This is a genomic window from Uliginosibacterium gangwonense DSM 18521 (genome assembly GCF_000373965.1).
Lineage (GTDB): Bacteria > Pseudomonadota > Gammaproteobacteria > Burkholderiales > Rhodocyclaceae > Uliginosibacterium > Uliginosibacterium gangwonense.
In genome coordinates, this window is sequence record NZ_KB892834.1 from 49,690 (window position 1) to 68,726 (window position 19,037).

At 60.2% G+C, this 19,037-nt stretch carries 20 protein-coding genes; 13 read left to right on the plus strand and 7 right to left on the minus strand.

What is annotated here, in order from left to right; all coding sequences use genetic code 11:
• Nucleotides 1–31: 31 nt before the first annotated feature.
• Nucleotides 32–1,114: an AI-2E family transporter YdiK gene (gene ydiK / locus B145_RS0100225; protein ID WP_018604367.1), complete on the minus strand. Its 1,083-nt coding sequence runs from the start codon at nt 1,112–1,114 to the stop codon at nt 32–34.
• An 88-nt stretch (nt 1,115–1,202) separates the two neighbouring features.
• Nucleotides 1,203–2,231, minus strand: coding sequence for a hypothetical protein (locus B145_RS0100230; protein WP_018604368.1), 1,029 nt, complete (start codon nt 2,229–2,231; stop codon nt 1,203–1,205).
• A gap of 157 nt (nt 2,232–2,388) precedes the next feature.
• Here B145_RS0100230 and ruvB point away from each other — a divergent pair, with 157 nt between their 5' ends.
• From ruvB to B145_RS0100285, 10 genes are all read left to right on the plus strand, one after another.
• Nucleotides 2,389–3,435, plus strand: a complete 1,047-nt coding sequence (ruvB, locus tag B145_RS0100235) for a Holliday junction branch migration DNA helicase RuvB (RefSeq protein WP_018604369.1) — start codon at nt 2,389–2,391, stop codon at nt 3,433–3,435.
• A 20-nt stretch (nt 3,436–3,455) separates the two neighbouring features.
• Complete coding sequence (locus B145_RS0100240; protein WP_018604370.1) at nt 3,456–4,172, plus strand: UPF0149 family protein; 717 nt, start codon at nt 3,456–3,458, stop codon at nt 4,170–4,172.
• Between the two features lie 91 nt (nt 4,173–4,263).
• The gene (locus tag B145_RS0100250; RefSeq protein ID WP_018604372.1) at nt 4,264–5,460 is read left to right on the plus strand and encodes an NnrS family protein; all 1,197 of its coding nucleotides are present in this window, start codon (nt 4,264–4,266) and stop codon (nt 5,458–5,460) included.
• A gap of 95 nt (nt 5,461–5,555) precedes the next feature.
• Nucleotides 5,556–5,768 (plus strand): KTSC domain-containing protein, encoded by a 213-nt coding sequence (locus tag B145_RS23825; protein ID WP_018604373.1) that lies wholly within the window; start codon nt 5,556–5,558, stop codon nt 5,766–5,768.
• 106 nt (nt 5,769–5,874) lie between these two features.
• A complete protein-coding gene (locus tag B145_RS23830; RefSeq protein WP_018604374.1) occupies nt 5,875–7,452 on the plus strand; it encodes a tetratricopeptide repeat protein in 1,578 nt (525 codons plus the stop codon).
• A 284-nt stretch (nt 7,453–7,736) separates the two neighbouring features.
• A complete protein-coding gene (locus B145_RS27070; RefSeq protein WP_018604375.1) occupies nt 7,737–8,492 on the plus strand; it encodes a lytic transglycosylase domain-containing protein in 756 nt (251 codons plus the stop codon).
• A gap of 55 nt (nt 8,493–8,547) precedes the next feature.
• Nucleotides 8,548–9,948 (plus strand): MBOAT family O-acyltransferase, encoded by a 1,401-nt coding sequence (locus tag B145_RS0100270; protein ID WP_018604376.1) that lies wholly within the window; start codon nt 8,548–8,550, stop codon nt 9,946–9,948.
• A gap of 1 nt (nt 9,949) precedes the next feature.
• The gene (locus tag B145_RS27075; protein WP_018604377.1) at nt 9,950–10,951 is read left to right on the plus strand and encodes an SGNH/GDSL hydrolase family protein; all 1,002 of its coding nucleotides are present in this window, start codon (nt 9,950–9,952) and stop codon (nt 10,949–10,951) included.
• Nucleotides 10,952–12,325 carry an SGNH/GDSL hydrolase family protein gene (locus tag B145_RS0100280; RefSeq protein ID WP_018604378.1) on the plus strand — a complete coding sequence of 458 codons (1,374 nt, stop codon included), beginning with the start codon at nt 10,952–10,954 and terminating at the stop codon, nt 12,323–12,325.
• A gap of 13 nt (nt 12,326–12,338) precedes the next feature.
• Nucleotides 12,339–13,541 (plus strand): GDSL-type esterase/lipase family protein, encoded by a 1,203-nt coding sequence (locus tag B145_RS0100285; protein ID WP_083917554.1) that lies wholly within the window; start codon nt 12,339–12,341, stop codon nt 13,539–13,541.
• A gap of 4 nt (nt 13,542–13,545) precedes the next feature.
• Here B145_RS0100285 and rarD read toward each other — a convergent pair whose 3' ends face one another.
• The 4 genes from rarD to B145_RS0100305 all read right to left on the minus strand — a co-directional run bounded on the left by rarD (nt 13,546) and on the right by B145_RS0100305 (nt 16,192).
• Nucleotides 13,546–14,460 (minus strand): EamA family transporter RarD, encoded by a 915-nt coding sequence (gene rarD / locus B145_RS0100290; RefSeq protein ID WP_018604380.1) that lies wholly within the window; start codon nt 14,458–14,460, stop codon nt 13,546–13,548.
• The gene (locus tag B145_RS0100295; protein ID WP_018604381.1) at nt 14,457–15,029 is read right to left on the minus strand and encodes a YqiA/YcfP family alpha/beta fold hydrolase; all 573 of its coding nucleotides are present in this window, start codon (nt 15,027–15,029) and stop codon (nt 14,457–14,459) included. The genes rarD and B145_RS0100295 overlap by 4 nt, the downstream gene beginning before the upstream one ends.
• Nucleotides 15,026–15,850: an undecaprenyl-diphosphate phosphatase gene (locus B145_RS0100300; protein WP_018604382.1), complete on the minus strand. Its 825-nt coding sequence runs from the start codon at nt 15,848–15,850 to the stop codon at nt 15,026–15,028. The genes B145_RS0100295 and B145_RS0100300 overlap by 4 nt, the downstream gene beginning before the upstream one ends.
• Nucleotides 15,851–15,937: 87 nt before the next feature.
• Nucleotides 15,938–16,192 (minus strand): YkgJ family cysteine cluster protein, encoded by a 255-nt coding sequence (locus tag B145_RS0100305; protein WP_018604383.1) that lies wholly within the window; start codon nt 16,190–16,192, stop codon nt 15,938–15,940.
• Nucleotides 16,193–16,313: 121 nt separating this feature from the next.
• On the opposite strand from B145_RS0100305, the gene B145_RS23845 reads away from it, so the two are divergent.
• From B145_RS23845 to B145_RS0100320, 3 genes are read left to right on the plus strand one after another with little or no spacing between them, the layout of a single operon-like run.
• Entirely contained in the window at nt 16,314–16,766 is a 453-nt protein-coding gene (locus B145_RS23845) for a hemerythrin domain-containing protein (RefSeq protein WP_018604384.1), read from the plus strand.
• Nucleotides 16,763–16,987 (plus strand): DUF2249 domain-containing protein, encoded by a 225-nt coding sequence (locus B145_RS23850; RefSeq protein WP_018604385.1) that lies wholly within the window; start codon nt 16,763–16,765, stop codon nt 16,985–16,987. The genes B145_RS23845 and B145_RS23850 overlap by 4 nt, the downstream gene beginning before the upstream one ends.
• A 12-nt stretch (nt 16,988–16,999) precedes the next feature.
• Nucleotides 17,000–18,280, plus strand: a complete 1,281-nt coding sequence (locus B145_RS0100320; protein ID WP_018604386.1) for a hypothetical protein — start codon at nt 17,000–17,002, stop codon at nt 18,278–18,280.
• 216 nt (nt 18,281–18,496) lie between these two features.
• Here the strand turns inward: B145_RS0100320 and B145_RS0100325 are convergent, their stop codons facing one another.
• On the minus strand, nt 18,497–19,033 hold the full coding sequence (locus tag B145_RS0100325) for a DUF4337 domain-containing protein (protein WP_018604387.1): 537 nt from the start codon (nt 19,031–19,033) through the stop codon (nt 18,497–18,499).
• Between the last annotated feature and the right edge of the window lie 4 nt (nt 19,034–19,037).

Sequence of the window (19,037 nt, forward strand, 5' to 3'; positions counted from 1 at the left end):
GAATTGCACGACGCCTGTGCCAGACCCTATGCTATTCACGAATCAAGGGGTCTTCTGCGGCATGGCGGGTTTCATTGACCCATGCCGTGACCATTCTGAAACTGATAGCCAGAATCAAGGGGCCGAGGAAGATGCCCAGCAGGCCGAAGCCGATCAGCCCACCAATCACGCCGGTCAGGATCAGGATCAGCGGTAGATCAGCGCCACGTTTGATGAGCATGGGGCGCAGCACCGCATCGATATTGCCTACCACCAGTGCCCAGATCAGCATGAAGGTGCCCCAACCGGTATGACCACTCCAGTAGAGCCAGATGCAGGCGGGCACAAGTACGGGCAGTGCGCCAATCTGGGCAATACACAGCATGAAGGTCAGCGCGGTGAGGATGGAAACCGCCGGAATCCCGGCCAGCGCCAGCCCCAGACCAGCGAGCAGTGCCTGAATCAGGGCGGTGACCCCCACCCCCATCGCTACGCCACGAATGGCTTGCGAAGCGAGTATCAGTACATCCTCGCCCCGGTCACCCCCCAGGCGATACATGAAGCGCCGCAAGGCGGTGACCAGTTCAGGAGCGCGGCTGTACATCACCGCCGAAATGACAACAGTAAGCAGGAACTGCACGGCCACGATCCCCAAGCCCCCCACCTTGCCACCCAACCAACGCGCCAACCCATCGGCATAAGGTGCGGCTTTTACGGCGATGGCCCCGATGCCCGACTCGGCCGTCTGACGCCACAGTTCAACCAGCTTGGGGCCCACCGAGGGAATGGACTGGAGCCACTGCGGCGGCGCAGGGATCTGCATGGTCGACAGGGTGCCGACCCACCCGATCAGGGTATCGGCATTGGTCACAAGGGTGCCGATTGCCAGGCTCAGAGGGAGGAACAGGAGGGTGAGCTGCCCGAGGGTCAAAATCACCACTGCGGCCCAGCCGCGCCCGCCCAGGCGGCGTTTGAGCATCAGGAACACCGGCCAGGTCGCCACCACGATCATGCATGCCCAGGTAATCGAGAGCAAAAAGGGGCGCATGATCCACAGCGAGAAAAAGATCAAAAGGCCAACGAAGAGAATCGTGAGCAGGATTCGAGTCAGATCGAAAGTGGGGTCAGTTTTCATAGTTATCCCTGGAGAGGCATGCCTCGCAGTGTTGCATACTCTGATGACAGGCATCAAACAGAGACGGGGTAAATATCCCCCTAAAAAGTCACCCCAAAAGTTTGGCAGCGTCATCCAGGCGCAAACCCACGGGCTGCACAATGGCACGCGGTATCCGTATGGCCACCAGCACCCGTTCCAGCGGAGGGGTTCGATCAACCTTGACGGTGACATAACTGATCGGGTTGCCGTCTGGCAGATCTTCTTCCACCACCCGGTTCATGCTGTCGACACACACCGTATGCTTGTCGATATGCACATATTTTTCGGGCTGCAACAGGGTTTCGGTGAGCATGTTCAGGCGCAGTTCCAGCAGATCGCTGCTCGCCCCCATCTGCGCCAGACGACGTTCATTGTCTTCCAGTTGATGCAGCAGCTTGCGCCCTTCTACCGAGGCATGCACGCTGGAACCTGCGGCCAGGTGGTCGATCCCGGTGCCGCGCCGCTCAAAGGTGCGTAACCTCGCCCGCAGCAGGGCCAGGTCTTCTTCGAGTTCCTTGCGGCTGGTCTGCTCCGCCTCGAAACGCGACAGGGCAATGAAAGCCAGTTCATCCACGATCCGACGGGCGACACTACGCCAGAGTGTGGCAGGCGAATCGCTGAAAATCCGCGCACGGTGCTCGGAAAAACTCAGCGTGGTCTGCACCACATCACGCTGCATCACATCCCCCTGCATCGCCATGCCCAGGGTTTTCTGCTCGCGCAGTGCCATACCCAGGGTGACGACCGCTTCATCATTGGCGGGATTGCGGTTGAGCCACTCCACAAGGTCGGAGCATTGGTTAAAGACCCGCAGCATGTCATCCGGGCTGGCGAAAATCGCCCGCAACAGCGGCGTACCGGGCCACGCATCGGGACTGGCCAGCACGGGCTGCTCAAGCAGGCCATGCTGTTGCTGCACAAATTGCAAGGCGCAGATCATGGGGGGCGCCAGGCGCTCCCGATACCGCCCGAGCAACGCGATCCGGGGGTCGCACATCCGAACCACGTAGTCGGTCGCCTCACGCACCAGCGCTTCAGACAACCCGTCTGTACCCAATTTGGGCGTACTGCGGCGTAACCAGCCCAGAAGTCCCATGATTTATCCGAAAATGATTACGTCCAGTTGCAAGTAGGGCGAAGGCACAAGCCTTCATCCACCAATTTGATCAAGTATATCCCCTCGCGCAGGCCCTTCCTCCGTCTGGATCAAGCGCTTCGCCGAATGGCGCCAGCTGTGCTAAGGTAAGCCCATCATGATCGAGACCGACAAGCTTCAGCCCGGCCGTCTGATCTCCCCCGGCCAAGCCAGCCCGCAGGAAGAGCAGATCGAGCGTGCGCTCCGCCCCAAACGCCTGGCCGAATACGTGGGTCAGGCCAAGATCCGTGAACAGCTGGAGATCTTCATCCACGCTGCCAAAAAACGCGGGGAGGCGCTGGATCACGTGCTGCTCTTCGGCCCTCCCGGCTTGGGCAAGACGACGCTGGCCCACATTGTGGCGGCCGAAATGGGCGTCAATCTGCGCCAGACTTCCGGCCCGGTGCTGGAGCGCGCCGGGGACTTGGCCGCCATGCTCACGAATCTGGAACCGCATGATGTGCTGTTCATTGACGAAATCCATCGTCTCAGCCCGGTGGTGGAAGAAATCCTCTACCCTGCGCTGGAAGATTACCAGATTGACATTATGATCGGTGAAGGCCCAGCGGCACGCTCGGTCAAGCTGGATCTGCCACCATTTACCCTTGTGGGTGCCACCACGCGGGCGGGCATGCTCACCAATCCGCTGCGCGACCGCTTCGGCATCAATGCCCGACTTGAGTTCTATACTGCAGAGGAACTGGCGTTCATCGTCAGCCGCTCGGCACGACTGCTGAATGTAGAGATTGACGACGCCGGGGCGCTGGAAATCGCCCGTCGGGCCCGTGGCACGCCCCGCATCGCCAACCGCCTGTTGCGCCGTTGTCGGGACTATGCCGAGGTCAAGGCCAATGGGCAGATCACCCGCGCCGTGGCAGATGCTGCGCTCATCATGCTGGATGTGGACGGGGTCGGCCTGGATCTGATGGACCGCAAGCTTCTGGGCGCAGTGCTGGAAAAATTCGGCGGTGGCCCGGTGGGGCTCGACAATCTGGCCGCCGCCATTGGTGAGGCACCCGATACCATTGAAGACGTGCTCGAACCTTACCTGATCCAGCAGGGCTACCTGCAACGCACCCCACGCGGGCGCGTGGCTACCCCCGCAATCTGGCGCCACTTTGGCCTGCTGCCCCCTTCGAGCAGCACCGATCTTTTTCAGCAATAAACCTGACAGACGACCGATACATGGAATCCTTGACCCCGACCGCCCCACTGAGCGATGCCGAGTTTGAAGAACTGGATCACCTGCTTGATGCCTTTGAAAACGCCTGCTCGCTGGAAGAGCTGGATGGCCTGTTCTGCTCCCTGATCACAGGCCCGACCGTTGTCATGCCAAGCGAGTGGATGCCCATCGTGATTGGCGAAGGTGAGCCGCTCTGGGAAACCAAGAACGATGCCCACCGGACCATGGAATTGCTGATGCGCCACTGGAACACCGTTGCCAATGGCTTACGCGAGGATTGGAGCGGCCTGAGTACCGAAGAAGGCAGCGAGCTGATGTATTTCCCGCTGCTCGACGAACCCGGAGAAAGCGGCCATCCCCTGGCAGAAGGCTGGGCTCGCGGCTTCCGCGATGGCTTGAACTGGCTGGAAGATGCACACTGGGATGCACTAGAGCAGGATGAGGAATGCATAGCCATTCTCAACCTGATCTCCGCCTATGACAGCGGGGAGAAATCCCCCGGAGCCCCCTTCACTGAGGATGAGCGCGATGAAGTGCTCAGCGCCCTGGTTGCCGGGCTGCAATACTATTACCGCTTCTGGCGGCGTTGGCTACGGGTGGTCAATGCCCCCCGCGAGCCGATCCGCGCACAAGACACGACGGGCCGTAACGACCCGTGCCCCTGTGGCAGCGGCCTGAAGTTCAAGAAGTGTTGTGGCGCGCCCGACAAATTGCATTGATCACTGATATTTGCCGCTTGATTCAGGATAAGGCGCCCACTGTGGCGCCACCGCCAGAATGAGGCTCCGAATATAAAATTGGAGCCAAAAAATGGCCGTGATCCCCATCGATGAACCCCGCCTCAAGCCCAACAAGCCTGTGCGCGGCTTTGCTCTTTTCGCCCTGGGCTTTCGCCCCTTCTACCTGCTCGGCGCCACCCTGGCCGCACTCTTTGTACCGCTGTGGCTGATGATTGCGCTGGGCGGCCCCGCTTTCAGCCCGGCCCTGCCCGCCTTGTTCTGGCATGCTCATGAGATGATTTTCGGTTTTGCCACCGCAATCATTGTGGGTTTTCTGCTCACCGCCGCACGTAACTGGACAGGGCTTGCCACCCCCACAGGCGGCAAGCTTGCGGCCCTGGTAGGGGTGTGGCTGGCCGGTCGCATAGCCATGTTGTGCCTGCCTGCCCTGGCTGCCGCCGTCATTGATTTGGCATTTCTGCCGCTGGCCGCCCTCGTGCTGGCCAGGGTTTTGATTCGCGCTGGCAGCCGCCGCAATTACTTCGTTCTGTTGATCTTGGCCCTGTTGAGTGTGAGCAATCTGCTCTTCCATGCCGCTGCCAATGCCTGGCTGGCCCTGCCGGTGCTCAACACCCTGCATGCGGCGGTGGCCCTGATCGCCACGCTCGCCACGGTGATTGCCGGGCGCATTGTCCCCAGCTTCACGGCCAACGCACTCAAGACAGTCCCCCGCCAATCTGCCCTGCTCGACAGGCTCGCCATCGGCTCGACCGCACTGACCCTGCTGCTGTGGGCCTGCGGTGTAAGTGGCATCGTGGTGGCGCTGATCAGCGTGCTGGCTGCTGCGTCCCAGGCGTGGCGTAGCCTGGGCTGGCGCCCTGGCCCCACGTGGCGGGTGCCGCTGCTGTGGATTCTCCACATCTCCCATGCCTGGCTCGTCCTTGCCCTGCTTGCGGCAGCCAGCGCAGCACTCGGTTTGCCGGGCAGTGCGGCAGTGTTGCACCTGCTCACTGTCGGCATGATCAGCGGCCTGATCCTGGGCATGATCACGCGCACCGCACTGGGCCATACAGGCCGACTCCTGCGGGCAGGCTACATCGAAGCGGCGGCGTACTCGCTGCTGCAACTGGCCGTGCTGGCGCGCATTCTGCCGGTGCTGATGGCGCCAGACTGGTATCGGGCCGGGCTGATGCTTGCGGGCACGGCGTGGTCGCTGGCCTTTGGGCTCTATCTCGTCCGCTATGCCCCCATCCTGATCCAGCCACGCATTGATGGCCGGGAAGGCTAGGCTACCTCTCCGCGTCCTCGGCTCAAAGGAGTTGGCAGCGTCATGAAGATGGGGTAAAACGGGGGCTTCGACACCTTTTGTCAGGAGGCCCATAGATGGCTATCGAGCGCAAACCGATTCGCCGTGGTGGCATCAAGTCTGCCGGTTATGACCGCAACAGCCGCATTCTGGAAGTGGAGTTCGACTCCTGCAGAATCATCCGGCATACAGGAGTGGGCGAAGAAGTGGCTCGCCGCTTTTTGAGCAGTGTAGCCCCGGCAAGCTACTACAAGGACAATATTGAGGAGGAATACTCAATCAAACGTTAGCGCCTGTTACGTAAGGCGCAGGTATTCTTTTTGGGGTGCTGACACGTCTTTACATCTGCCTGCATAACAATGTAATGGATTGGCACTGCTGTAGAATGAGGCCACCATGCTTTCCGACACAGATTTTCAGCACGCCCTGGATTGCTTTACCCAAGGTATCTGCCTGCGCCAGGCGGGGCTTGCGGAAGAGGCGTTGCAGCACTTGGGCGAAGCGCTCCGGCTCGCCCCCCAGCTTCTGCCCGCCCGCTTCGAGCGGGCCACCCTGCTGGCCGAGCGCCATCGTTACGATGATGCCTTGCTGGACTTCGACTTGTGCCTTGCCCAGCAGCCAGAAGATGAAAGCATGCACAGCCTGCGCCAGCAGGCTTGGCAAGCGGGCTTGGCCTATCACGATGACTTGCTCAAGGCCACCTCGGCAGACGCCAATCTGTGGTTCCGCCGGGGCAGGCTGTATGCGCTGGGAGGCTACTACGAGCAGGCCGTGGGCGACCTCACCCAAGCCTTGCTGCTGGATGCCGAGCATCAGGACGCCCTCAATATCCTGGGCGACAGCTTGCTGGCGCTCAACCGCCCTACCGAGGCACTCGCCGGCTACACACGATTGCTGGCGCTGCGCCCAACCGATGCGCATATCTGGTTCAACCACGGCAACGTGCTCCGCCAGCTCAACCTGCTGGATGAAGCCATTCAAAGCTACCGTCACGCCATCGCCCTGAACCCGGACTATGCAGAAGCCCACCTGGAATGGGCGCACTGTCAGTTGGCACAAGGCATGTACCAGGAAGGGTGGGCGCGTTACGAATGGCGCTGGAAAACCGCGCAACTCGCACCGCATTTTCTGCCCAGCCCCGCGCCCCTATGGTTGGGGCGGGAAAACATTCAGGACAAGCGCATCCTGCTCTGGGCTGAACAAGGCTTTGGCGACACGCTCCAGTTCGTCCGCTATGCAAGGGCGGTAGCGGATCTTGGGGCTCAGGTCACCTTGCTCGTCATGTCACCCTTGCTGGAGCTGTTCCAGCAACTGGACCCACGCATCGCGGTGATTGATCCTTCCATGCCGATTCCGGCACACGATTTCCACTGCCCCTTGATGAGCCTGCCCTTGGCGCTGGGTGGAACGGATAGCGATTTTGGCGGCCCTGCGCCCTATCTGCATGCCGACCCGCAGAAAGTGGCACTGTGGCAACAGCGGCTTGGCACGCGTCGTCGCCCACGTATCGGCATCGTCTGGTCTGGCCGCCGTATCGGGCCACGCAACATCACGCGTGACATGAGCCTGGCGCAACTGCAGCCCTTGTTGCAGCAGGATGCAGACTTCATCTGCCTGCAAAAAGAGATTTCGGAAGAAGAACATGCCGTACTGGGCCACTTCCCCAATCTGCGCCATTTCCAGGCAGAACTCAGCAGCTTTGCCGAAACCGCCGCACTCATGGCCTGTCTGGATTGCGTGATCAGCGTTGACACCGCAGCAGCCCATCTGGCAGGTGCGCTGGGCATGCCCTGCCACCTCCTGCTGCGACACTTTGGCGAGTGGCGCTGGCTACAATCCCGCCAGGATTCCCCCTGGTATCCCTCATTGCGCCTCTACCACCAAAAAGCGCTGGGAGACTGGTCAGGCGCGGTCGGGATGCTGTGTTCCTCGCTGGACAACACACTCATCCACCCTGGCGGCATTTCTTGCTGAAGCGCTGAGCCGATCAGCGGCGCTTGCTCGGCCCCGCCCACTCTTCTACCCTGCTCTGTCCTGGGCATAAAGAACCTGTTATTTTGGTGCGTAGCAAGGCAAATGCGCAGAAATCAGAGATAATGCGACACGCCTTGCCGGGGCCTGCCCGGCGAAGCGCATGCTATGCGTAACGGACTCGCCCCGCACACCTGCGTGGCCAGCATATCCAGTTCATTGCAACAGGGAATCTTACGTTCATTTTGAAGCATCAAGGCTAGGTGTTTGCTTGGTAGAGGAGTGGTGTGAACAAGTTCAGCAGATTGTCTCGTTACATTCGATATCTGGTGACCTTTGTGATCCACTTCGCCCACGGCAGTGTCTCGGTCATCGGGGTTCTGATGCTGGCGCTGATCGGCTACCAGTACGCACGCTTCGGCTCTGAGGGCCTCAACCCACGCAGCATGTTTGGCTACGCCCCGGCTGCAACGGTCCACGCTCTGGATACGCCAGAGGCCCAGATCTCTGCGCCCGCAGGCAGCAAGACCGCCCTGCCGCCGCTGACCCGGCAGATGGCCCTGGTGGCAGACGCCATCGCCAAGCGCCATCACCTCTCGCCACTGGCGGTGGATCTGCTGGTCCGTACCGCCCAGCGCGAAGGGACAGCCAATCAGATCGACCCGGTACTGATCCTGTCGATCATCACCGTAGAATCCAGATTCAACCCTTATTCGCAAAGCGCCTACGGTGCTCAGGGACTGATGCAGATCGTACCGCGTTCGCACACCGACAAAATGTCGGCTGAAACAGGGGTCACCGCACTATTCAACCCTGTGGAAAACATCCGCATTGGCGCCCTGGTGCTCAAGGCCTTCATGCGTAACTCGGATAACATGATCGACACCTTGCAAAAGTATGCGGGCGCCAGCAAAGACCCGGAGCAACGCTACGCCACCAAGGTGCTCCAGGAATACACGCGTTTGTGTGAGGCCGCAGGCATCACTCCCAGATTCACCCCGCCCGGAGGAGCCGAAAGTGAGCCCAGCAGCCCCGAATCCTGATGTGTCTTGCGCAAACGTGGCGCAAGGCCTGCTTCTATCTGGCCACTGAGAGATCATGAGCTTCATTTCCCCGGAATTCGCCTTCGCGGCGTTGCTCTTCCTGCCCCTGTTCTGGTCGCTGCATTCAAAGAGGACCTTGCAACTCTGGGTTCTCACCTTATCGAGCTACCTGCTGTACTCGACATGGTCACCTGAAGGGGCGGCCATCCTTCTGGTCTACAGCATCTCGATGTGGGGCTGCGGCAACCTGATCAACAGCATCGCCAAGGAAAAGGCTTGGCGCGTGCTGGCCATGAGCGTGAGCCTGATCTTGTGCACCAGCATCTTGCTGATGACCAAGTATTATGATTTTCTGCGCCAGATCGCCATCGATACCCTGCCTGGCCTGGGGCTGCAGGACTTTCTGCCGCTGACTGATTTTGTGGTGCCTGCGGGGATTTCCTTCTTCACCTTCCAGGCCGTCACCTATTTGGTCTGGCGGTATCGGGCCGAGAAAGCGCCTAGTTCGTTGCTCCATGCCGCGGTCTTCCTGTCGTTCTGGCCCACGCTGTTTGCCGGGCCTATTTTGCGGGCGGAAGATTTTTTCAAGAATATCCAGGACGAAGAATTCGGCCTGCCACGCGAAGTACCACGCGCCATCTACCTGATCCTGCTGGGCATGGCACAGAAGCTGGTATTTTCAAGCTGGCTTGCCGACACTTTTGTGGATACGGCCTTCCGTTACCCGGATGCCCTGGATGGCTTGCAGACGGGTGCTGCCATCTGGGCATACTCTCTGCAGATATTCCTGGATTTTTCGGGCTACTCACTCATCGTGACCGGGCTGGCATTGCTCTTGGGCTATCGGGTTCCGGCCAACTTCACGCAGCCCTATCTGGCCCGCGACCTGCGGGAATTCTGGCGCCGCTGGCATATCACCCTGTCAAGCTTCATCCGTGACTACATCTATATCCCCCTGGGTGGCAGCAAAGCAGGCGGCGTCCGCACCCAGATCAATCTCATGCTTGCCATGCTCATCTCCGGCATCTGGCATGGCGCCAACACCACGTTTTTCGTCTGGGGCGCCCTGCACGGGGCAGGAATGCTGGTCATCAATGCATATGGCAAGCTGGGCCTGGGCAAAATGCCTAGGGTGCTGGCCAACGCGCTGACCTTGCTCTATGTCGCCTTCGCCTGGGTGTTCTTCCGTGCCAATTCTTGCGACAGCGCATGGCAGCTCCTGCAACAATTGGCGGTCCCCCCGAGCGCCTTCCATGCCGATGTGGGGCTGCTGTGCGCCTTCTCGGTCGTATTCTTCTTTCTCAGCGCCCAGGCTGCCACGCTGGAAGCATGGGCCACGGGAATCTTTGAGCGGGCCTGGGGCTGGCGCCTGGTCACAATGATCTGTCTACTCAGTTTTGGCGTGGTGCAATTATGCCCAAGTGGCATTCCCAGCTTCATCTATTACAGGTTTTGAAATGAGCACCTCGGCACGCCAGACTTTTTTGATTCTCGCCTCATCGGTGTGCATCAGCACGCTTTTGTGGCTGGATTCGCTGGATGGGTATCTGAACGCCCGCTACCACGTCCAGCTCACAGACTATCTGCCAGATTCGCTCTTCACGCCTTCGCGCACCCTGGCCAGTGTGTTCCGCACGGACGATGAGGAGGAAAGCACCGCCGCCGCAGAGCAAACCAACACCCCGCCTGACACAGCGGCCAGCGCAGCACCCGGCAGCCAATCCGAGCCGCTTGAGCAACCCGCCCTCCTGGCAGCCCAAGCACGCAAACACAGCCTGGGGGTGGCACAATCCGCCTCGCCAGCCTCGGGCGCACAATCAGGCCCGGTCTCAACAGGCCAGCCACGCATCCTGTTTGCGGGAGACTCCATGATGCAGGGACTGGCCCCCTTCGTGATTGCGGGCCTGCGCAAGACTTATCCCAACGCCTATTTCAGCGATCAGAGCAAGCAAAGCACGGGGCTGACGGTCAAGCGCTATTTCGACTGGCCGACCAGGATCAAGGAAGAAGTCCTGAAGCAGAAGTTCCAGGCCGTAGTCATTTTCCTTGGCCCCAACGACCCGTGGGACATCTATGAAGATGGCGTACGCTACACTTTCCCCAGCGAAAAATGGGTGGAAAAGTACCGCAGCCGGGTGCGCGAAGTGCTCGCCTTCTGCAAGGAACGCAATGTCGATGTCATCTGGGTAGGGCTACCCAATATGCGCGACGGTCGCGTCAAGCAAGGAGCGATTGTGGAAAACAAGGTCTTTCAGGAAGAAGCCTTGCAATATGGTTTTGACTACTTCCCGACCGAGCATCTGGTGGGAAGCCTGGATATGCCGTTCCAAAAGCAGATCGACGACCCGGTCAAGGGCAAGGTTGTGGTGCGGGCGGACGATGGCATTCACTTTACCCCGACGGGGCTGCGCCTGATCAGCTCCCCCTTGGTAGAACTCATGAAAGCGCGGTGGCAGTAAATGAAGATGATTCCAATGCTCGTCCTGATGATGGGCACATGCTGGGCCATGCCAGGGCAGGCGCAGGAGCTGTTTTTCAACACCTCTGGCCTGATCAGCGACCTGCAATGCCCGGCCCGCAAGACCCCTCCCCGGCATGCCACGCAGGTAGCCCCCAGCGACGAGGTGATGGAACCCCCGAGCCAGGATGAACTGGAGGATCTGCCAGCCCCCGAAGCGGATGACACACAGAAGCGCAGCTTGCAGGTACTGGGGGCGCCCAAGGCAGACCACCCCCTCTCGATTGGTTTTTGGGGAGACAGCCACCTTGCCGCCCACTTTTTTGGTGATGAGCTGATCCGCATTTCCGGCTTGCCGCGCGAGAAGGTACTCCCCACCCTCATCCCGGCAACCATGGGCCGGGCGGGGGTGCGACTGCCGATTCGCAAATACTGCCAGAGCGCAGGCTGGAACTATAAATACGCCTATCTGGCCAAGGAAAACCGGGCGGCTTTCTCGCAGACCCTGGCGCAAGCACAGAGCAATACCCCAAACAGTTTCCTCTGGGTGGATTTCCGCATCGGCGCCCAATCTGCCGCAATGAACCAACTGGACGTGCTGTTCTCGCCCAGCGATATGCGCACCGTGGTGGGCATCAGTGTGGATGACGCGGCGGAGCAGGTAGTGGAACTGGATCAGAACGGCAACGGCCTTTTGCAGATCCATGCCGACAAGCCCCTATCGCAACTCAAACTCCGATTGGTGGAAGGCGAGCTGCACCTGGAGGGGTTTGCCCCACGCTACCTGGGAAACCCAGCCTTGCGGATGGATACCTTTGCCATCCCCGGTGCCATGGCACGCGGCTGGGCGATGACCGATAGCGGCTATGTCAAGAATCGGCTCAATGGCTTCCAATACGACTTGGTGGTACTGGAATACGGCACCAACGAGGGCAATGGCAAGCCTTTTTCTGCCTCCAATTATGAAGCAGATCTGCGTGCCACGCTGGGTAATATGCGCCGGACATTTCCTGATGCGCAATGCATCCTGATGGGGCCCACCGATCGCGGCGTGCTGGTCAAGCATCCCCGTGTCAAAAAGAAGAAGGGGAAAACAGTTCGCCCGCCCGCGCAAGACCTGCTGCGCTATGCGCGCATCCATCAAACCATCGGTACTATCCAGCAAAACGTGGGGCGTGAGTTCAAATGCTCATTCTGGAGCTGGCAGGAAGCCATGGGTGGGCCGGGCGCGACCTATCGCTGGTTCTACCACAGCCCCAAGCTGATGGCGGGCGACCTGATCCATCTGACCATCCCTGGCTATCAGCTCAGTGCACGCAAGTTCTCGGACAGCACGGGCTTCCAGAGCTGGGGTTTTGGCAGCTCACGCCCATGATAACGTCCTGCCCATGACAAGATTTTCCGCCCTCTCTCTGCGTTGGCTGTTGGCATGCTGTCTGGCAGGCAGTATGTGTTCGGCATCGTCCGTACAGCAGATCCCGATTGAGGGCACGCGTGACTTGCGCTGGCTGCGCTTTGAACTGCATTTGAAGGAATACCAGTCCGGGCAGGCCAGACAGCCGCTGAATATCTTGCAGATCGGGGATTCGCACACCGCAGGCAACATCCTTCCCCGGCGCTTGCGCCAGCACCTGCTGGGCCGTCAGGGCGACGGTGGAATCGGCCTGCTGCCACCGGGCATGGTCAAAGATCACCCGGCCATGACTGCGCGCCTTGCCCCCAGCCCCCGCTGGGTGACCATACGCGACCGCAGCGGCGCCCGCGCCAGCACTGCTGGCAGCGCGCACACGCTGGGGCTGGGCGGCTTCGTCAGCTATGGCACCACACCTTACCAGAGCATTGGTTATGATCTGGCTGGCAAGCCCGGCCCGTCACGCCTCTACGTGTATGCCAGCAGCAATTCACGGGCGGAAAAGAATTTCAAACTCTATCAGGGCACCACAGAACTGAGCCCGCGCAGCAGCCCGGACAGCCCCGGACGCAGCACCTTCGATCTGCCCGCCGGCACCACCCACCTGACATTGCTCAGCCCAGGCAGCAACAGCGATTTCCAGTTGCTCGGGGTAAGCCTGGTTCCACTGTCGGCCCAGATGAGCTTCAGCAGCATCGGTGTAAATGGGGCGACATTTGAAATCCTACGCGAATGGGATAGCGATATCACACGCATGGAACTCAAGGATCTGGCCCCCGCGCTGATCATTCTGGCCTTTGGCACCAACGACGTGGTCAATGACCGCTTTACGGCCCAACGTTTTGGGGAAACGCTTCGCAACACCGAAGACTGGCTGCATCGCAACGCGCCGGATGCCGCCGTGCTGCTCATGATGCCGCCTCGCGCCCCCGGCTTTGGCACGCAAGCCCGCCAGAATCTGGATAGCGCCCATGCTGTGATGCGTCAGGCAGCGGCAAGCTACCACTGGCGGGTGTGGGATTGGTCGCAACTGGGGCGGGATGGTTGCACCGCTCCATGCACAGGAAATAACCTTTCCGCCTTATTCCAGAGAGATGGCATCCATCTTTCTGCCAGGGGCTACGAAAGCACCGCCGACCTGCTATTCAACGCCATCGTGCAGAGTAGCGGCCAACAATAACGACTCAAGCCGCCTGTTGGGAGGCGGCCGCACCGGCAGACGCGCGCGCATGGAACCAAGCTTCCAGCGAGAACACTACCAGCGCAAGCCAGATGCAGACAAAACCCACCAGCGAGACGTGGTCAAACGCCTCGTGGTACACAAATACCGCCAGCATGAATTGCAGGCTCGGGCCGATGTATTGGGCAAAGCCAAGCGTCGTCAGACTCAACCTGCGCGCACCGTAGGCAAAAAACAGAAAGGGCACCGCCGTGACTACCCCGGTGCCGATCAATGCAAACATGGTAGTGGAATCGGCGCCAAAGTGCCCCATACGGTGCCAGCTCAGCCACGCCAACCAAGCCGCCGCAAAGGGAGCACCCATCAGGGTTTCAACAAACAGGCCATCAAGCGCGCCTACTGGCGCACGCTTGCGCAGCAGACCATAGAGCGCAAAAGTCACTGCCAGACTCAAGGGAATCCAGGGCAGCGTACCCAGATTCCATACCCGCCACAGCACCCCGCCGGTAGCCAACAATACCGCCACGAATTGCGCTGGGCGCAGACGCTCGCCCAAAAACACGCTGCCCAGCAGCACATTGATGAGTGGGGCGATGAAATAACCCAGGCTGGATTCGAGCACATGCCCATTGAGTATGGCCCAGACAAACAGCAGCCAATTGATCGCCGTCAGCGCTGTGGTGGTCGCCAGAATCGCGGCCAGACGCGGCTCCCGCAATAGGCGCCGCAGCACCCCAAAGCCCTGGCTGAAGGCCAGCATGGCCGCCAGCACAAGCAAGGCCCACCATACCCGGTGGGCTACTGTTTCGGCAGCAGGGATACCAACCAGCAATTTCCAGTAGGCCGGGGCCAAGCCCCAGATCGTAAATGCAGACAGTGCGGCAAGCAGGCCCTTGCGGCTGGCGGCGGCCTCACTCATGCTGCGAGTCCGGCGAAAGCGATCACGCCATCCAGATAATCACTCCAGCGCGAAAAACCGTGGTTGCCGCCGGGCAGCACGGTCTGACGACAGCCCTTGTAACGCGCCACCGCCTGCCGGTAATCCAGCACCTCATCGCCCTCTTCGGCCAGCAGCCAGAAGTTGTCCGGCTGGCTCAGGCTTGGGGTATCCAGTACGGTAATCTGGGCGGCATGGGCCGCCGTGAAATTGAAGCGCTCTTCGCTGTAGATCATCTGGTATTCGCCCAGGAAAGATTCCCCCTTGAAACCTGCATGGGGCACAAAGGGGTTGATCAGCACGGTTTTCAAGCCGAAACGCTCGGCCAGATAAGTGGCGTAGAAGCCCCCCAGCGAACTGCCTACCAGTGTAGGCGGCGTATCGCAACGCTCAATCTGCACACGGACCTGGGCAATGGCATCAAACGGAACCGGCGAGAGCTGCTCACACCACAGTTGGGAGGCCAATCCGGCCTGCGCCATGCGGGCAGCAAGCGCCTGCACCTTGGCAGACTGGGGGCCGGAACGAAAACCGTGTAGATAGATGATCATGCATTCACCCACTGGACCCAGCCCATCTGCCATGTGAGCAGAACGAGCAGGCCAAAAGCAATGCGATACCAGGCAAAAACCTTGAAACTGTGCGTGGACACAAAGCGGATCAGCCAACGCACCACGAAAAATGCCGAGATGAATGAAGCCAGCATACCCACCGTCCACATCCCGATATCATCGGCAGAGAGCAGCGCACGCTCCTTATACAGCTCATACAAGGATGCGATGCCCAGGGTGGGAATCGCCAGGAAGAAGGTGAACTCGGTCGCCACCTTGCGCGACAGGCCAAACAGCATGGAGCCGATAATCGTGGAGCCGCTGCGCGAAGTGCCCGGAATCAGGGCAAAGCACTGTGCGATGCCCACCTTGAGCGCATCCAGCGCACTCATGCTGTCGACCGAAATGACACGCTCATGATGATTCTTGCGTTCCACCCACAGGATGATCAGCCCACCCAGAATAAAAGTGGTCGCCACCACCGGGGCATTGAACAGATGCGCCTTGAGCCATTTGCCAAAGATCAGCCCCAATGCGGCCAGGGGCACAAAGGCAATCGCCACATTGATGAGCAGGCGCAGCGAAGCGGCTTCACGCGTCGCGCTCACCACGGCATGAGTCAGGCGTTGCCGGTACTCCCACGCCACGGCCAGGATAGCCGCAGACTGGATCACGATTTCAAACAACTTGCCGCGATCATCGTTGAAGTTCAGCAAAGCCCCCGCCAGGATCAGGTGGCCCGTTGAGGAAATGGGCAGGAATTCGGTCAGCCCCTCGACAACACCGAGGATGGCCGCTTTGAGCAACAGGAGGAGATCCATGAAGATTTGGCAGGGATGGGGAGACACTGATTATACGATCTTGCCCCCAGGCTGCGGAAATTGGAACCACTGACCTTAAGTTCCTGGTCAGGGTCGGGTGAGTTGCTCCATGTGCGCCAACCACGCCATGGCTTGCTCGCGCGAGCCGCCACACATCTCTTGCGAGGCTTGCAGGCCGCCACAAACCGCAGGTCGTTCGGGCTGGCCGAAAATCTTGCAGCGGTCAGCCTCATCAAGCTGCACACAGCGCACCCCTGCCGGTTTGCCCTGGGGCATGCCGGGAATGGGGCTGGAGATCGAAGGGGCGATACAACATGCGGCGCAGTAGGGGCGGCAATCCATGCTGTCACTTTATCATCCTCGTGCAGATTGCGCTGCGCCAGCGCTGCTTGACGCGAGTCAATTACAGCAGTGGGGATAAATTTCCATACTGGCGCCATCTCCCTCCCCCTGAAAGCCCAACATGAGTCACCCGACTTTTGACCAGTACCTGATGGCCGACCACCGTGCCTGCGACGAACACCTCGGTGCCCTGCGTCGCCATGCCAATGCGGGTGACTGGGGTGCTGCGCAACAGGCCTTTGCCACGCTCCAGCACGACCTGCTGGCGCACTTTGCGGCCGAAGAAGAGATCCTCTTCCCCGCATTTGAAACCCGCACGGGCATGCGCAATGGCCCCACCCGGGTGATGCGCATGGAGCATGAAGAGGTGCGCTTCCTGCTCGAAGACCTCACTGAAGCCTTAAGTACCCAGGACGCGGAGGCCATTCGTGGCCACGGCGAAGCATTGCTGATCCTACTGCAACAGCACAACATGAAGGAGGAGAACATCCTCTACCCTGCCTCACGCGATGCAGTAGGGGGCGATCTGGCCAGCCTCAGTGAGCAGATCATCCAGCGCCGGGAGGCGGCATGATCCATCTGGATATGCGCGGCCTGCCACCTTGTGAGCCATTCGAGCGCATTCTGGCCGCAGTCGATGCGCTCCCTCCTGCGGAAACGCTGGAGGTGCTCATCCACCGCGAACCCTTTCCGCTGTATGCATGGCTGGCCGAACATGGTTTTGCGCATCACACGCAGGCTGAAGAGAGCGGCGTTTTCCGCATCCACATCCATCCTGCACCCCCTGCGGCATAGCCGCCTATCCCTATGCAAATGGTTTCAACAGAGGCTTCGCCCGCGCCAGAATTGTCGTTTGCCTACATGCTCGCAGGCGTGTGCGGCATGCTGGGCGCAGCGGCCATGCTGGTCTGGCAGCCGGAAGCCCTGCTCACACGCTGGCACCCCGCAGCACTCGCCGCCGTGCATATCTTTGCGCTGGGTGGGTTGATGCCGGTGATGCTTGGGGCATTGCTCCAGTTCGTGCCGGTTGCCTGCGGGCTGAGTCTCCCCCGCTGGGGTTGGGGGGATCAGCTCTTGCTGGCGGCCCTAATGCTGGGTGTGGCAACCCTGGCAGAGGCCTTCCTGAGTGGCAGCACAACATGGTTTCTGCTTGCAGGCAGCCTGCTCTTGACTTGCCTGGGATTGGCCGGATTGCGTCTGGCATATGCTTTGTGGCAACAGCCCACCAAGGCGGAACTGGTGGCATCCATGCGCCGCAGTACCTGGGCCCTGGGTATGACCCTGACGCTGGCTTGCGTGCTGCTAGGTATTCTGACGCAAGGCTGGGACTTGCCCCTCGTTGTGCTGGTGGATTGGCATGCGCAGTGGGGCATGGCAGGCTGGGTCGGCGGGCTGGTCGCCAGCGTGGCAGGCGTCGTGGTGCCCATGTTCCATGTTACCGATGCCTATCCACGCGGTTGGACCCGCGCCATGCAGATGGCATCATTGCTTCTGCTTGCGGTGGGCGTGGCGGCATGGTGGCAGATGGGTGACGTTGTAACGGGCATCCGGGTGCTGCTCTGCGCCACGCTGGCAGGCTTTGGGGTACTCACGGCATTACGGGTCAGGAAATCCCGGCGGGGCGAACACGATGCGTTTCACTGGGGCTGGCTGGGGCTGGCCGTGATCAGCCTGATTGCGGCGGGTTTGGCCCTGGCAGCCAGTCTGCTGGCCGACCCACGCTGGAGCGTGGCATTTGGCGTGATGATGCTGGCGGGGTTTGGCGGCGGGGCCATCAATGTGATGCTGTATCGCATCGTGCCCTTCCTGAGCTGGCTGCACTGGCAACGCCATAATGCGGCACGGGCAAGGCTGCCACTGCTGCATCAGATCATCCCGGAAAAGTGGCAAAGGGTTCAGTTGGCAGGTGATGCCTTGGGCATTGCCCTGCTCACTACTGCGAGTTTCGCCCCGGAACTGACCCGGCCCGCCGCCCTTTTGCTGATGGCAAGCAAGCTGATGCTGGCGGTGCTGCTAGCCCAGGCGGTGCGAAGCTATCGCAGCCGCCTGGCACTGCTCAAGACTTTACCCCCACGCGTGAGAACCTAGTCATAATCTTACTGCGAGGCCGTGATCGGGGCTCATGCGCTGCTCGAAATCCTCATTTATACGAATAAACTCCGGTTTCTGCGCTGCTCTTCTCCACGGTGTGCTTTGCACAGCACACCGGCTACGCCAGCACAGAGCGGTGCTCTGTGAAACCCTGGCTACGCCCCCGCTGACGGCCTCTCGCTACAGATTCTGAACAGGTTCTGAGGGCATGATCTACATGAACAGGAAGAAGCCGTTGGCGAAATAGACCAAGCCCAGCAGGCCAATCGGCAGCGCCAGTTGCCACATGACCTTGCGCTTGAACAAGCCGGCAATTGAGCAGATCAGGATTGCCACCTGGAGGAAGATCACAGCGATCCCAAAAGGTTGCGAATGGCGCTGGGCATCGTTGCGGGTCTGCTCCAAAGCCTTGGCTGCGGTCTGGATTTCAGCCTTCTCCTTCTCGTAGCGGGCTACCCGATCCTTGTAATCCGCAATCGTTTTGGCATAGTGTTCGCGTACCTCGGCAGGCGCGTTGGCAGGCAACGCGGCCTGCTGAAGTTCCAGGGCTTCGCGCTGGATTTCGTACAGGTTGCCCTTGGTACTCTTGGCCTGGAAAAATGCCCATTGATCCGAAGCCTGCGCCTGGCTGATCACGCTACGCGTGGAATAACCACCGCCCTTGAAGGTCGCCAGCGTGGCGCACACTGCAAAAACAACCGTGGTCAAGGCCAGATAATTGAGCCAGGGTTCTTTCTTCTCTTCTGCCATAACG

Excerpts from the sequence above, each read along its gene's own strand:
- B145_RS0100320 (WP_018604386.1), top strand. The coding sequence starts at position 17,000 with ATGCAAATGGTTTCAACAGAGGCTTCGCCCGCGCCAGAATTGTCGTTT.
- B145_RS0100230 (WP_018604368.1), bottom strand. The coding sequence starts at position 2,231 with ATGGGACTTCTGGGCTGGTTACGCCGCAGTACGCCCAAATTGGGTACA.
- B145_RS0100300 (WP_018604382.1), bottom strand. The coding sequence starts at position 15,850 with ATGGATCTCCTCCTGTTGCTCAAAGCGGCCATCCTCGGTGTTGTCGAG.
- B145_RS23825 (WP_018604373.1), top strand. The coding sequence starts at position 5,556 with ATGGCTATCGAGCGCAAACCGATTCGCCGTGGTGGCATCAAGTCTGCC.
- B145_RS0100280 (WP_018604378.1), top strand. The coding sequence starts at position 10,952 with ATGAAGATGATTCCAATGCTCGTCCTGATGATGGGCACATGCTGGGCC.
- B145_RS23830 (WP_018604374.1), top strand. The coding sequence starts at position 5,875 with ATGCTTTCCGACACAGATTTTCAGCACGCCCTGGATTGCTTTACCCAA.
- B145_RS0100285 (WP_083917554.1), top strand. The coding sequence starts at position 12,339 with ATGACAAGATTTTCCGCCCTCTCTCTGCGTTGGCTGTTGGCATGCTGT.
- B145_RS0100325 (WP_018604387.1), bottom strand. The coding sequence starts at position 19,033 with ATGGCAGAAGAGAAGAAAGAACCCTGGCTCAATTATCTGGCCTTGACC.
- B145_RS0100270 (WP_018604376.1), top strand. The coding sequence starts at position 8,548 with ATGAGCTTCATTTCCCCGGAATTCGCCTTCGCGGCGTTGCTCTTCCTG.
- B145_RS0100305 (WP_018604383.1), bottom strand. The coding sequence starts at position 16,192 with ATGGATTGCCGCCCCTACTGCGCCGCATGTTGTATCGCCCCTTCGATC.
- rarD (WP_018604380.1), bottom strand. The coding sequence starts at position 14,460 with ATGAGTGAGGCCGCCGCCAGCCGCAAGGGCCTGCTTGCCGCACTGTCT.
- B145_RS0100295 (WP_018604381.1), bottom strand. The coding sequence starts at position 15,029 with ATGATCATCTATCTACACGGTTTTCGTTCCGGCCCCCAGTCTGCCAAG.
- ruvB (WP_018604369.1), top strand. The coding sequence starts at position 2,389 with ATGATCGAGACCGACAAGCTTCAGCCCGGCCGTCTGATCTCCCCCGGC.
- B145_RS0100250 (WP_018604372.1), top strand. The coding sequence starts at position 4,264 with ATGGCCGTGATCCCCATCGATGAACCCCGCCTCAAGCCCAACAAGCCT.
- B145_RS23850 (WP_018604385.1), top strand. The coding sequence starts at position 16,763 with ATGATCCATCTGGATATGCGCGGCCTGCCACCTTGTGAGCCATTCGAG.
- ydiK (WP_018604367.1), bottom strand. The coding sequence starts at position 1,114 with ATGAAAACTGACCCCACTTTCGATCTGACTCGAATCCTGCTCACGATT.
- B145_RS23845 (WP_018604384.1), top strand. The coding sequence starts at position 16,314 with ATGAGTCACCCGACTTTTGACCAGTACCTGATGGCCGACCACCGTGCC.
- B145_RS27075 (WP_018604377.1), top strand. The coding sequence starts at position 9,950 with ATGAGCACCTCGGCACGCCAGACTTTTTTGATTCTCGCCTCATCGGTG.
- B145_RS0100240 (WP_018604370.1), top strand. The coding sequence starts at position 3,456 with ATGGAATCCTTGACCCCGACCGCCCCACTGAGCGATGCCGAGTTTGAA.